The organism is Chryseobacterium sp. FG46 (assembly GCF_057809135.1).
Genome location: NZ_JBMDJJ010000051.1, coordinates 1 through 13,315, shown reverse-complemented (window position 1 = coordinate 13,315; position 13,315 = coordinate 1). Strand labels below are relative to the sequence as shown.

Here is a 13,315-nt window from a genome sequence, read left to right as displayed (position 1 = left end):
AGTGGTAAAAACAAGAGCAGCTCAATAATCAGCACTCCCAATCACATTTAAAATAGACAATAACAACTTAAAATTAAACATTATGAACAAAATGAAATTATCTAAAGGACTACAGATCAACAAAGAACAAATCAGCAAGCTTCAGGAAGAGCAAATGAATGGTCTTAAAGGAGGAGTAAACAGTCTTCAGGCTGCAGCTCAGTCTTGCGGACAGTGTTCTTGCGGTGGAAATACTGTAGTACAAACAAGAATTGCCAAGTAACTCTCAAAAAGTCGAAAATATTTATAACAATTTAAAAATCAAACATCATGCACAAAATTAAATTAACTAAAGGTTTACAGATCAACAAAGAACAAATCAGCAAGCTTCAGGAGGAGCAAATGAACAGCCTTAAAGGTGGGGTTAACAGCCTTCAGGCAGCAGCACAATCTTGTGGACAGTGTTCTTGCGGTGGAAACACAATTGTAAAAACCAGAGCGGCTCAATAATCAGCACCTCAAATCACAACTAAAATAAACAATAACATTTAAAATTAAACATCATGAACAAAATGAAACTAACTAAGGGTCTTCAAATCAACAAAGAGCAAATCAGCAAATTACAGGAAGAGCAAATGAACAGCCTAAAAGGAGGGGTTAACAGCCTTCAGGCAGCAGCGCAGTCTTGCGGACAGTGTTCTTGCGGTGGAAACACTGTGGTACAAACAAGAATAGCGAAGTAATCTTCTCCTATAAAAGAGGGAGAATGATGAACTTCTCTCCCTCTTTTAAAAAAAATTATATAATCTCACAGCTCTCACATCATGCAAAAAGAAAAATTAATCATCTCAGAAATAGAAGAATGTATCCGTAAAAAAGAAGCTTCCCTTACCGGAATAGGTCTTAATAACGGAATTCTAAGTGCTTCAATGTTCTATTATTATCATTATCTGATGACTCAGGAATCTGAATCTTTAGAGTTGGTAACCCATTATATTGAAAAGTCTCTGTCTGTTTTAACAGAGGATTATAAAAGTCTTCATTTTAATGATGAAATAAGAGAGCTGGGATTATATCTTATATTCCTGAAACAGCAGGAAGTTTTAGACAGCGAAATAGATTCTTTACTGGAAAATATAGATGACATTCTGGAAGAAATACTGATCCAGAAAACAGAAAAAGGAGATCTTGACCTCACAAGCGGTTTCCCGAGTTTTGCCAAATATTTCGTTTTGAGAAATCTTGAGGATAAGAAACACCTGATAGATAATACTCTGGATAAAATCATTGAGCTTACTCAAACTCACGAAGACGGAAGCTACTGGAAATTTAACCTTCGGGATAAAGAAAATCCATATGTAGAAATGGGTTTAGGGCACGGAACTACAGGAGTGATCAACTATTTATTATTCCTTTACAAAAATAACATCTACACTCCGGAATCTTTAGCGCTTATTCACTCCGGACTCTCATTCATCTGGAGCTGTAAAGAAAGCACTACAGACCATATCTCTCTTTTCCCGTTCAATGCCTTTGAAGAGATCTACATAGATTATCATAATCTGGCTTACGGAGAAATAGGAATTGGCTATACTTTTTATAATGCCGGAATTCTCCTGAAAAATAAAGACTATTGCGACAAAGGACTACAAATATTGATCAATACAACAAAATTTAAAGACGCTGATCAGTCTGCCATCCTGGAACCGGGATTAATTTATGGCTCTGCCGGATTATCCGCTTTGTACAAAAACCTCTATCACCTCACCGAACAGGAGGTCTTTCTGGAAGCCAAAGATTACTGGCATCAGCATCTTCTTCAATCTAAGAAAAATGAAAATGAACAATGGGCAGGATTCAATGCCTACTACAATGCAGAATATGACAATATCAACATGGCTTTAGGCCAGGGAATAGCAGGAATCGGTATTAATCTGATGAGCAATATCATTACAAACCATCACAATTATGTTTCATTCTATAATTACGATCTATAATGGAAACTCTACAATCTCAAAACATCACAACCCTGCTACAGGAATATGATCAGAAACTGCTGGATTTTGATTATGGAAATTTACCGGACGGATTGCTTTATGGAAAACTGGGACTTCTGCTTTATTTCCTAACACAGTATCAAATCTCCGGAAATGATATCTATGTGAACAAGGTAGGCGCTATCCTGGAAGAAGTATTTGAAAATGGCAACCTGCAAAAAGAAAACAACGTATACACTCTCCCGAATCTATCCAAAGGAATGACCGGACTGGGCATTATTCTGAATCTGCTGAAACAGGACGGGCTTATACAGAATGACTTTGATGAACAGATTGCAGACATCGGAGAACTGATCTTCCAACAGTCTGTTACCATGCTGAACGAAAACAATTACACTTTTTTTGATGGACCCATAGGAAATCTTCACTATTTCAACACCATCAGAAACAAAAAATACAGCAGCGAAATCGTAAATATACTTTATGCCGAATGTATTTCTCACCCCACTCCATTTGAAAACAAGCTGAACGACAGCTATGCAGATGGTATCAACTTAGGATTCAACTATGGCTATCTTTCTATTGTTAATAATCTTTTAGCCCTTCCGGTAATAACGGATAAAGCAAAACATATTATCAGCAGCTGCCTGGACTTCATTATCTCCAATTTTGATGTTCATGAAGTAGAAAATGCCAGAATATATAAACCATACAATTACAAAATAGCACAAAACCGGCTGAAGCCTTTTCATAATAACAGACTCTGCTGGTGCAACAGTGATCTTTCCTTCTCTTATCTTCTTTATAAAACAGGAGAAACACTACAGGAAAGCAGATACACAGAAATGGCCCGCGAACTGGGTCTGGAAACAACCAAAAGGAAAGTAATGGCCAACACAGGAGTAGAGTTTATCCAGTACTGCCACGGAACCTCAGGACTTGTACAGCTTTACCATGAGCTTCATGAAAAAGACAGCCATCCTGAGTATGAAAAAGCTAAAAATTTCTGGACCAAAAGATCACTGGAAATCCTGGAAAACGAACTGGATCAGCCATTTACCCTGGAAGACAGCAATTTACTCTTCGGAAAAACAGGAGCCCTGATTGCTCTGAATGACAAAATAGACAAAACTAAATACCTAAAATTTTTACTGTAACATGAAAACAAAAAGCATAGGATTACTAGAACTAGGATACAGAAGCGGCAAAGATTCCATCACAGCTCTTAACGATGTAGTTGATTATGCCCTTCATGCAGAGAGATTAGGATACAGCAGATTCTGGCTGGCAGAGCATCATTATTCCCATCTTAAGAATCTTGCCTTTTCAAATCCGGATATCGTGATTGCCATGATTGCCGGAATGACGGAAAAAATAAGAGTAGGATCCGCAGGAACTTCAGTACCGAGCTATTCTCCTTATGCTGTGGCTACCAATTATAAGCTAATCAACAATATATTCAACGGGAGAATAGACCTTGGCCTGTCCAAAGGCATCCCTGAAAGTAATCATACGAAAAACCTTTTAAACCCTGATATTCTTGAAAGAGGCTCCGGAGTGGTCTTCAAAGAAAATGCCCGCATGATTCATGAACTTTTTTATTCTGAAGCAGAAAAGAACAAAAAAGAAGGCATTCTGATCCCTCCCTACGGCGGACTGATCCCGGATCTATGGTACCTTTCCTCTTCTCTGAACAATCTGGATGATGCCGTAAGTTTACACTCAAATTATTGTGTATCAGCATTTCACGGAAACGGAAAATTCCTTGACAGTTTTGAAAGTAAAAAAGAAGAGATCAACAGATATAAAGAAACATTTATACAGAAAAACGGATTTGAACCCAAAATATCACTTGCTCTGGCAATCAACCTCTCAGAAATCAGTGAAATAAAGTCTGACGCAGATGAATCCGAAGCGTTCAAAATTCTACACCTCAGCTTTGAAGAGCTTTTTGAACTCATTGAAAAACTGGATGATCAACTGGCCGTAGATGAATTCATCTTATATGATACGGAACCCGACAGTGATAAGAAAATAGAAAACGCTGAAACGATAAGCAATCATTACAACTTACAATCTATTCAACATGAAAACGCAGTTAGATAACATTAATATTGGCTTTATGAGAAACGCTTTGTACTCATTCAGACAATATAACAACATACCGAAAAATACAGCAGATCTTGATCATTTTGTTCTGGAGCTGTGGAATGATGAGGTCTTCAGAGAATCTGTTTTCTTAGCATCTTATGAGCTGTATAACGAATGGGCAAGATTATGCCAGAACGATCCATCTTTATCCCAGGTAAAGAGAAACAGAATTAATAATTCTATCCTGAAATACTACATCAGAATTACCACCAGATCTACTCCGTTCGGAACATTTGCTTCTCATTCCGCTTTTGAACTGAACGCAGAACATAAAAATATAGAAGCCGGAAATATGGATTCCATCCACCGGTATACAACGCTGGACCTGTCTTTCCTTTTTCAGGTTATCGCATTGATCAACAGAGACTTTCCGGAAGTTCACGAATATGAGCTTAATGACTCTGTCTATCAATTAGGTGATTATTACCGATATATCGAAACTACAGTACAAAATGAAAAAAGAGTTTACACGCTAAGCTCATTGGAAAAAGACGAGCTTCTGGATTTTCTGGTTGAAAATACAGCCAATAAGTCTTATTCATTCAACAGCCTTGTTGCTCTGGTAGCAGAAAACGTAGAAGGAGTTTCTGAAGAAGATGCTAAATATTATATCTTCAGCCTGATTGATGCCCAGTTCTTTAAAAGCAATTTTGATATCTGCTTGAATGAGCATTCTCCACTATGCCAGATTATTGAATATTTACATTCGAAAAAAGGCATCGCTCCTGAACTGGATGCTTACCTTGAGACACTCATCAGAATGGAAGGCTATATGAAGCTGCTTAATTCAGGAGTAGGACAGCCTCAGGAATATTACAATGAAATATTTGCCCTTGCCAACCAGTTCTCCATATTATATGACAGAAAATACCTGATTAATTCTTCATTAAAAAGAACCCTTGATTTCTCTCCGGTTACCAGAGAAGATCTTTCCAAAATCAAAAAAGGAATCAATACCTTAGCCTGTTTTTGGGACAAAGGAAGCGAAACGGTGAATGAAAACTTAGAAAAGTTTAAAACAGCTTTTTACACAAGATATGAAGAAAGCCTGGTCCCTTTGGTAGAAGTGCTGGACAATGAAAGCGGCATCGGATATATTCAGGAACAAAACAGTGAAAACGATTTTTCTTCTCTTTTAGATACGTTAAGCTGGCCCAATTCTAACACGGATTCATTTTCCATCACGTACAATAAAAAGATTCATGAATTCTGGAGAAGACTCATCAATAAAGCCAACATTAACGGAGAGACTTCTATAGATCTCAGCCAGCATGATATCAGCAATCTTCAGAATACGGAAGAAGTAAGCCTGGCAAGATCTCTTGCAGTAATGATAGAAAAGGTTTCTGATAAAATTGCTATTTCTTCTGTAGGAGGTACCAGCGGAGCCAATCTTATCGCCAGATTTTCCAATGAAGATGAAGAAATCCTTGCCCCGATGAACAGAATCATTAAAGAAGAACAGAATGATGATCATTTTATCTACGCAGAGCTGCTTCACCTACCCGATAACAGGGCCGGAAATATCCTTCTGAGACAGGTAAAAAGAGGAAACCAGCTTTCTTACCTTACCAAACCTTCGGCTTCGGAAAATACCATCAGCCTGACGGATCTTTACATTAAAATGATAGATAAAAGAATCGTTTTATTCCATAAAGAACTGAATAAAGAAGTAAAAATCTTCCATTCTACCGCTCATAATTTTGATTATAATTCGCTGCCGGTATATCAGTTTTTATGTGACCTTCAGCATCAGGATATTTCCACTGCATTGGTTTTAAACATTGGAGATACCAATTATCTGATGTATGATTATATTCCCCGCATCACCTTTGGTAATGATATCATCTTTACACCGGCATTATGGCGAGTATACCAAAACGAAGTATCAGGAATAAAGGCCAAAAACAATACGGAAAGCATTAAAAAATTAAGAGAATATCTTTCAGCTAAAAAAGTTAACCGATATTTCTTTATTGCTCAGGGAGATAATAAATTACTGATCGATACGGAAAATGATAACCTTTTATTATTCCTTGTGGATGAACTGAGATCCAAAGAAATGGTGACACTTACAGAATGTCTTTATGATCTTGAGGCAGATGAATTCAACAATGAGATTGTCATTCCCATGATCAACAGAAGCTATACCGCATTTAAAACGGAACTTGACCAGCATCTTTTCAATAACAATATTGCTGATCATAAATTCATCCCGGGAAACAAATGGCTTTACTATAAAATTTATTGCGGAAACAAGTTCTCAGACAAAATACTACAGGATGTGTTTCCGGATCTTTTAGCACACCTCAACGAGGAAAACCTCATCAAAAAATGGTTCTACATCAGGTACAGTGATCCTGATAATCATATCAGACTAAGGCTGGAAATCAATGACAATGATCTCACCTATACAGCCCGGATCATCACTACTTTCAACGATTATTTTGATAAATATATCAGCGAAGGAATCATTAATAAAGTGGAAATGGGAACCTACGACAGAGAATATGAAAGATATGAAGGTGAATTTATTGACACTGCGGAACATATCTTCCATTATGACAGTAAACTGACAGTGAATCTGTTAAAGAATATTCCGAACAATGATGATCTCTGGTTATATGCTATCAAAAGTATTGACGCTTATTTCGATGTTTTCAATCTGGATCTGGATAAACGATATGAAGTAATCAGCAAGATTTACAGCCAGTTTCAGAAAGAATTCAATGTAGACAGTAATCTTAAAAAGCAGCTCGATCTGAAGTACAGGAATAATCTGAACATCATCAGTGAAATAGCAGAAACGAATGACAACCCTTACTTCTCAGAATTCATTACTTCAATCACAGAAAACTGTAAGGAAATAGAAAAGCTCAGGACCATTCAGAAAGAAAGATTAGTGAGCAGCTTTATTCACATGCATATCAACAGGCTGATAAGATCCAGACACAGAATGCATGAACTGATCATCTACGGTATTGTAGAAAAGTATTATAAAATGAAAATCGGCAAAAGAAAATATCTCGTATCATGAAGCTAAAATTTATCCCTCAACACGACCAAATGGACTGCGGTCCTGCATGTATCGCAATGGTGGCTTCCTACTTTGGCAAGCAGATTCCGTTACATTTTTTGAAAGAAAATGCCAACCTATCCAGAGAAGGAGTTAGCTTACTGAGCATCAGTGAACTGTGCGAAGATATTGGATTTGAAACGTATCCTGCCAAGCTTACATTACAGACCCTGGATGAAAACGGCAGCCTGCCTTGTATTCTTCACTGGAATAAAAATCATTTCGTGGTACTTATTGATGTAAAGAAAAGCCTTATTTCAGGAAAAAAACGCTACAAAATTGCAGATCCAAGCCACGGAATGATCTGGATGAGCGAAAAAGACTTTCTTAAAAGCTGGCTGTCTGACGGTGAAAACGGCATTGCTCTTTTTGTAAGCCCTACCAACAGCTTTTATCAGCAGACCTTCCCGGAAGAAGATAAACTGAGTATTTCTTTTGCCATGAAATATTTCAAAGAGCACAAAAACAAGTTCCTCTTTTTATCCGGAATGCTGCTTATCGGTAGCTGCCTGAGCCTTGTCTTCCCTTTCCTTACACAAACACTTATTGATAAAGGAGTTAACACAAAAGATGTAGATCTTATTACGATCATTCTGGTCTCTCAGGTCGTTTTATATTTAGGAAGTATCACGATAGAAATTCTCAGAAACTGGCTGATGCTTTATATCGGGACCAGAATCAGTATTTCCATTATTTCAGACTTTCTGAAGAAAATGCTTCTCCTTCCCATGGGCTTTTTTGATACCAAAATGAAGGGGGATTTTACCCAGAGAATCCAGGATAATGAGAGAATAGAAGATTTTCTTACCTCTCAGAGCCTTATGACCTTCTTCTCTATGGTTACTTTTCTAGTGTTTTTCGGAGTGCTTTGGTATTATAACGTTACAATTGTGCTTATTTACTCCTCATTGACGGCATTATCATTGGTTTGGGCTCAATACTGGCTGAAAAAAAGAGAAATTCTGGATTATTACAGATTCCGCGAAAAAGGACAAAGCCAGGAAAGCGTTTATGAGATCCTGAACGGAGTTTCTGAAATGAAGTTAAATCAGTTTGAAGATTACAAAAGACAGGAATGGGAAGGGATTCAGAATAAGCTTTTTAAAACAACCCTTCGGATTTTAAAAGTAGATCAGTATCAGTTTTCAGGATTTGAATTTCTTAACCAATTAAAGAACATTTTCGTGACGTTCTTTGCGGCATTGCAGGTTGTGAAAGGAAATATGACCATCGGCGAACTATTGGCCATTTCTTACATCATTGGACAGCTGAATTCTCCTGTTAACCAGATGATTTCTTTCTTCCGTTCTTTACAGGATGCGAAACTGAGTCTTTCAAGATTAAATGAAGTTCAGAACCACGAAGAAGAAGAAAAAGAAGGAATGAAAGCCCTGGAAATAGGCAATACCCATTCAAAAGACGAAGAGAGAGGAATTACTTTAAATAATGTTTCTTTTCAGTATGAAGGACCCAAATCTCAGTTCGTTTTAAAAGATGTGAATCTGTTTATCCCTGAAGGTAAAGTGACAGCCATTGTAGGAGCCAGCGGAAGCGGAAAGACAACCTTGATGAAGCTTCTATTAAAGTTTTATAATCCTACTCACGGTACCATTCATTATAACGAAGATGATATTCTTACCCTTTCCCCTAAAAGCATCAGAGAAAACTACGGAGTGGTAATGCAGGACGGATTTATCTTCTCCGACACCATCGAAAGAAATATTGCGACCAGCGAAGTGGAAATCAATACCAGAAAGATGGAAAATGCAGTAAGAGTAGCCAACATCTCTTCCTTCATAGATAATCTTCCGTTAGGGTACAGCACCAAAATCGGGGCAGCCGGCAACGGAATCTCAGGAGGACAGAAACAGAGAGTTCTTATTGCAAGAGCCGTATACAAAAACCCTCATTTTATCCTCTTTGATGAAGCCACCTCTGCGCTGGATGCCGAAAATGAAAAAATCATTCATGATAACCTGCAGGAATTTTTCAAAGGAAAAACGGTAATTATTGTAGCCCACCGCTTAAGTACCGTAAAAAATGCAGATCAGATTATAGTCCTGAAAAATGGAGCCGTTGTAGAAAAAGGCAACCACCAGGAATTGGTCAACAGAAAAGCAGATTACTACAGCCTTGTAAAAAATCAGCTTGAATTAGGCAACTAATCACCTCTCAATATATTTTAACCGTTTCGCAGCTTGTGAGGCGGTTTTTTTGTGGTTAAAAAATGATTACAGCTCTCAGATCAAGTATTGACTCATTCACTTAAACCATACTCTGGTTAAACTAATGAAAAACAGCAGTGCAATTACTTCTGTTTCTATTTTCATTTTATTTGTAATCAAATCTGTCTTCATCGGGATACCAATAACGAGTTAAGGTTTTACCTAATGTTCCATTTTCGTAGGCTTTTATATAGTCATCTAAATCCATTGCTGTACCAAAACTAACTACTCTTCCAGTCTTTTTTTCCACTAAAAAAGAGGCATTCCCTACTAATGTTTTATTAAAATCTCCTGTTAAAAGAAATTCTTTAGATTGATAATCATAAATATTTCCATATGACTTTTTAATGATATGATCTGTCAATATTACTACTTCAATATCTGATCCTCCAAAGTGTTCCGCTCTACTTTTTAAATAGCGTTCTGCTATCTTTAGCATTTCTTTGTCTGTTAACATAATTTTTTTCAATTTTGTGATTTTGAAGTATTAAAAATAATAAAAAAGAAGCCGTCTCATTTTATTTGTAATCAAACCGATCTTCGTCGGGATACCAATATGTATCTAAAGCTGTAGTCATAGTTCCATTTTCATAGGCTTTTATACGATCTTCTAAGCTGTACAGGGTGCCCAAACTAACCACTCTTCCTGTTTCTTTTTCTACTAAAAAAGGTCCCCCCCCCGCCAAAGATTTATTAAAATCGCCTGTTAAAATAAACTCTTTGGTATTGTAGCGATAAATATTACCATACGGTTTTTTAATAATAGCGTCAGTATATATCATTGTTTCAATACCTTTTTTTACCATTCTTTTTAAAAAATTTTCTGCTACTTTTAGCATTTCTTGGTCTGTTAACATGTAATTAATTTTTAAATTGTTATTATCTTACTTTTAAATATCTAAAACCACCACCTTCTGCTTGTGTATAAGTTTTATTATACTTACTTTGGATAAACTTACTAAAGTTGTTATCTTTTAGAGCAAATATGGCATATTCACCTGTTTGCCCATCAAACAGGTGCAATTCTCCTCCTTTTTTCATTCCTACAAAATAATGACCATCTACTAACATAGGACTTTTACTAAGATCTGTGACACCATACACAACCACTATATCTCCTTCTTTCATTAATTCATTCATTCTTGGGATTGTAGCAGGTTGGAAACTCCCTCCTCCAAATTTTGCTGAGATTTCCTCAAATGATTGTTTCATCGATGGTTCTGCTAATCTCAATTCTCCTGTTCTCAAAAATTCCACAATAACTTCTGCGGTATTACCACAATTGGTCGTACTTACTTGTTTTACAGCATCACCAACCGATTTATGATTAAAATAAGGCATTGCTTCTTTCATCTTTTCAAAAGGATTTTTAATTATGGTATTTAAAAATTGTTTTTCCCCTTCTATAAATGCTTTTACTTCTGCTTCAACGGTTGTTTCTACAATAGAGCTGCCTGGCGGCACATGCCCGCCCAAATGCTCCAGCTCTTCTACTAATTTTTCTCCCTGTAATTTACACCATTTTTTGTAGAACATATGCATTTCTGCTTTGGTAAACTCTTCTATCACTTCACCTTTGTACACAACAGCATAGGCGTTCAAAAATGTCCCCTGTCTTTGTCCGGATAAGAAAACGACTCCGTTTTCTGCCATGGTATTACCAAGCGCTCTGTATTGCGCTCCGAGGAAAATTTCCCGGGGTTCGATTACTTTTATGGTATTTCTTTGGAAGTTAGAAATATTGGTTTCCAGCACAGCTTTTAATACCAAAGTCTTAAGATAATTCTTAGCACTTCCGTCTGCCATTTTTGCGATCAGTTTGGCTGCCCCGGTATAAAAACCACCTACAACAGTTAAACCCGCCAATGCAATACCTCCCACCATATAAATCTCTTCCCAGGCTGCCAGAAATTCTGCTCCTCCTTCATAGGTAGCAATTTCTTCTTTAAATGTCTGTACGGTAAGGTCAGCCCCCGCCAAAGAAAGATCGGCAGCAGCCAGTAAAATAAAATAGGGATTTCCGGAGGTTGCCAATGTAGCAACACCAATCACAACAGCCACGAGATTAGCCGCAATACGGATATTCTGATGTACAACCACCCATTCCTCTGCGTCTGCCATTGCTTTCAGATAAATAGCAGGCACCAGATAGGTTTTTTCTTTCTCTCCGCTGATATCTGTGAGATAGACCATATCCAGAGGGTGAAACTGTGCCCCTTCATCTATATCTTCTGTAACGGTCTCTTTTGCATTGGGATCTCCTTCTTTCGGGATAATTTTTACATTTCGCTGTACCTCTTTCTGCTGCTGCAGGAGAAATGTATCTCTGTAGTGGTCATCACTGCTCTGAAAAATGCCCCCTTCGAGAATATTGCTGTTGATTTTATAGCCCTTACCAATAATAAAGGATCGGGCTTCTTTTTTCCGCTTATCATTATTCGCAAACAGAGAAAACAGCATTATGATATGGGCCAGTATCATCCGGTTGCTTTGCATCTTACCATCATATTCTGTACTGCCGTCTAAATTGTAATAGATCCTGTTCAGCTTATCCGGATTTTCGCGGAAATAGTTGAGGACAGGAACCGGATCTCCGATTGCTTTGAAAACCTGTATCACCGCAGAACTGCTGTCCTTGAAAATATTTGAGTCATCTGCATCCGAAAGGATTTCAAGATGATTAAAAAACGTCAAATTTTCAATATGCATAGAAAGATTAGGCAGAATAGTTTCAGGAACGTTTACGTAAATAAACTTCAGTGATTCAGGATTCTCATACTTTTTGAGAGCATCTGCGAAATTTTTCAGGAAGTATTTGTAATCCTTATCATAGTCATCAATATCACCATATCCTAACAGTATATTCAGATCTCTGAATTCCTGATAAGAGGAAGTTTCAAGAATAATTGCTTTTTCGTCACTTTTTGCATAGAAAAAATTGATTCTGTAGAAGATTTTCTCTTTTCCAACGGCTATTTCGTGGGTTATTTGGGTCTGGTTCCATTTTACTGAGACATTTTCTGCTTTTGAGTTCAGGTAAGCTTTCAGTCTGATGAAATTTCTGCCCGGAAATGAAAGACTCTTGTTTTGAATTTTAAATTGATAGTCAATCGGATTGTATTCCAGAATATAATCCCTCATACCACTGTTGGCATACTTAATTTTTGAAACCAGAAGTTCCAGATTGATATAATCATCTGTTTGCCAGTCTGTAATATCTGAAAACAAAGTTGATGGTAAAGAGGTTTCTTTTGGTAAATCTGTGGGTTGTTTTACTATTTTGCTTAAAAAAGATTCACTGGACACCAAATGATTTGAGAAAGATTGCAGGATTCTTTTACTCGTTTCATCGAAGTCGTCAAAATCGTTAAAATAATTGTCATAGTTCATTGCTTACAATTTTAGGTTAATAAAAAATTCAGCATGAAAATCGAAACAAAGTGTAGGAAAAGATTCAAATATCTGATCAGGAATATCTTTAATTTTAAATTCTATATAATATCCGGCACAGAATCTTCCTTACTTTGGTGTTAAATTTCATTTCTGTATTTTTTTATTACAAATATCAATGCGGAAAACGACAGAACTTGACGTATTAAAATATTATTTAGATATAGGTGAATTTGATTATCAGAAACAAAAAAGCCCTCCGTAATAACTTACAGAGGGCTTTGTACCCCAGACGGGACTTGAACCCGTACGTCCTTGCGGACACAGGATTTTAAGTCCTGCGTGTCTACCAGTTCCACCACCAGGGCTTGGTGTGGGCAAAAAAAAAGATTCGAACCACAGGTTCCAACCTTCTTAATAATTCTAAAAGTATTTTTAGAAAAGTGCGGATGAAGGGACTCGAACCCCCACGCCTCACGGCACCAGATCCTAAGTCT

11 protein-coding genes and 1 tRNA gene are annotated in these 13,315 nt (G+C 37.1%); 8 read left to right on the top strand and 4 right to left on the bottom strand.

What is annotated here, in order from left to right; genetic code table 11:
• Window positions 1–82 precede the first annotated feature (82 nt).
• The 8 genes from ACODR7_RS20965 (at window position 83) to ACODR7_RS20930 (ending at window position 9,368) form a co-directional block, all read left to right on the top strand.
• Complete coding sequence (locus ACODR7_RS20965) at window positions 83–262, top strand: class I lanthipeptide (protein ID WP_089693423.1); 180 nt, start codon at window positions 83–85, stop codon at window positions 260–262.
• A gap of 47 nt (window positions 263–309) precedes the next feature.
• Complete coding sequence (locus ACODR7_RS20960) at window positions 310–489, top strand: class I lanthipeptide (RefSeq protein WP_076595230.1); 180 nt, start codon at window positions 310–312, stop codon at window positions 487–489.
• Between the two features lie 62 nt (window positions 490–551).
• A complete protein-coding gene (locus ACODR7_RS20955) occupies window positions 552–722 on the top strand; it encodes a class I lanthipeptide (protein ID WP_174774463.1) in 171 nt (56 codons plus the stop codon).
• Between the two features lie 81 nt (window positions 723–803).
• Window positions 804–1,976, top strand: a complete 1,173-nt coding sequence (locus ACODR7_RS20950; protein WP_488842156.1) for a lanthionine synthetase LanC family protein — start codon at window positions 804–806, stop codon at window positions 1,974–1,976.
• Window positions 1,976–3,133: a lanthionine synthetase LanC family protein gene (locus tag ACODR7_RS20945; RefSeq protein ID WP_488842154.1), complete on the top strand. Its 1,158-nt coding sequence runs from the start codon at window positions 1,976–1,978 to the stop codon at window positions 3,131–3,133. Before ACODR7_RS20950 ends, ACODR7_RS20945 begins: the two co-directional genes overlap by 1 nt.
• A 1-nt stretch (window position 3,134) precedes the next feature.
• Complete coding sequence (locus tag ACODR7_RS20940) at window positions 3,135–4,082, top strand: LLM class flavin-dependent oxidoreductase (protein WP_488842152.1); 948 nt, start codon at window positions 3,135–3,137, stop codon at window positions 4,080–4,082.
• Entirely contained in the window at window positions 4,063–7,164 is a 3,102-nt protein-coding gene (locus ACODR7_RS20935; protein ID WP_488842150.1) for a lantibiotic dehydratase, read from the top strand. Before ACODR7_RS20940 ends, ACODR7_RS20935 begins: the two co-directional genes overlap by 20 nt.
• Complete coding sequence (locus ACODR7_RS20930; protein ID WP_488842149.1) at window positions 7,161–9,368, top strand: peptidase domain-containing ABC transporter; 2,208 nt, start codon at window positions 7,161–7,163, stop codon at window positions 9,366–9,368. Before ACODR7_RS20935 ends, ACODR7_RS20930 begins: the two co-directional genes overlap by 4 nt.
• Before the next feature lie 166 nt (window positions 9,369–9,534).
• Here the strand turns inward: ACODR7_RS20930 and ACODR7_RS20925 are convergent, their stop codons facing one another.
• From ACODR7_RS20925 to ACODR7_RS20910, 4 genes are all read right to left on the bottom strand, one after another.
• Window positions 9,535–9,897, bottom strand: a complete 363-nt coding sequence (locus tag ACODR7_RS20925; RefSeq protein WP_488842147.1) for a hypothetical protein — start codon at window positions 9,895–9,897, stop codon at window positions 9,535–9,537.
• A 49-nt stretch (window positions 9,898–9,946) separates the two neighbouring features.
• Complete coding sequence (locus ACODR7_RS20920) at window positions 9,947–10,285, bottom strand: hypothetical protein (RefSeq protein WP_276964114.1); 339 nt, start codon at window positions 10,283–10,285, stop codon at window positions 9,947–9,949.
• A 22-nt stretch (window positions 10,286–10,307) separates the two neighbouring features.
• Entirely contained in the window at window positions 10,308–12,818 is a 2,511-nt protein-coding gene (locus ACODR7_RS20915; RefSeq protein WP_488842145.1) for a hypothetical protein, read from the bottom strand.
• 284 nt (window positions 12,819–13,102) lie between these two features.
• Window positions 13,103–13,186 (bottom strand) — tRNA-Leu (locus tag ACODR7_RS20910).
• Window positions 13,187–13,315: the final 129 nt, after the last annotated feature.

What these genes read in the sequence shown, in the direction of transcription:
- ACODR7_RS20965 (WP_089693423.1), top strand. Translation starts at nt 83, where the DNA reads ATGAACAAAATGAAATTATCTAAAGGACTACAGATCAACAAAGAACAA.
- ACODR7_RS20960 (WP_076595230.1), top strand. Translation starts at nt 310, where the DNA reads ATGCACAAAATTAAATTAACTAAAGGTTTACAGATCAACAAAGAACAA.
- ACODR7_RS20955 (WP_174774463.1), top strand. Translation starts at nt 552, where the DNA reads ATGAAACTAACTAAGGGTCTTCAAATCAACAAAGAGCAAATCAGCAAA.
- ACODR7_RS20950 (WP_488842156.1), top strand. Translation starts at nt 804, where the DNA reads ATGCAAAAAGAAAAATTAATCATCTCAGAAATAGAAGAATGTATCCGT.
- ACODR7_RS20945 (WP_488842154.1), top strand. Translation starts at nt 1,976, where the DNA reads ATGGAAACTCTACAATCTCAAAACATCACAACCCTGCTACAGGAATAT.
- ACODR7_RS20940 (WP_488842152.1), top strand. Translation starts at nt 3,135, where the DNA reads ATGAAAACAAAAAGCATAGGATTACTAGAACTAGGATACAGAAGCGGC.
- ACODR7_RS20935 (WP_488842150.1), top strand. Translation starts at nt 4,063, where the DNA reads ATGAAAACGCAGTTAGATAACATTAATATTGGCTTTATGAGAAACGCT.
- ACODR7_RS20930 (WP_488842149.1), top strand. Translation starts at nt 7,161, where the DNA reads ATGAAGCTAAAATTTATCCCTCAACACGACCAAATGGACTGCGGTCCT.
- ACODR7_RS20920 (WP_276964114.1), bottom strand. Translation starts at nt 10,285, where the DNA reads ATGTTAACAGACCAAGAAATGCTAAAAGTAGCAGAAAATTTTTTAAAA.
- ACODR7_RS20915 (WP_488842145.1), bottom strand. Translation starts at nt 12,818, where the DNA reads ATGAACTATGACAATTATTTTAACGATTTTGACGACTTCGATGAAACG.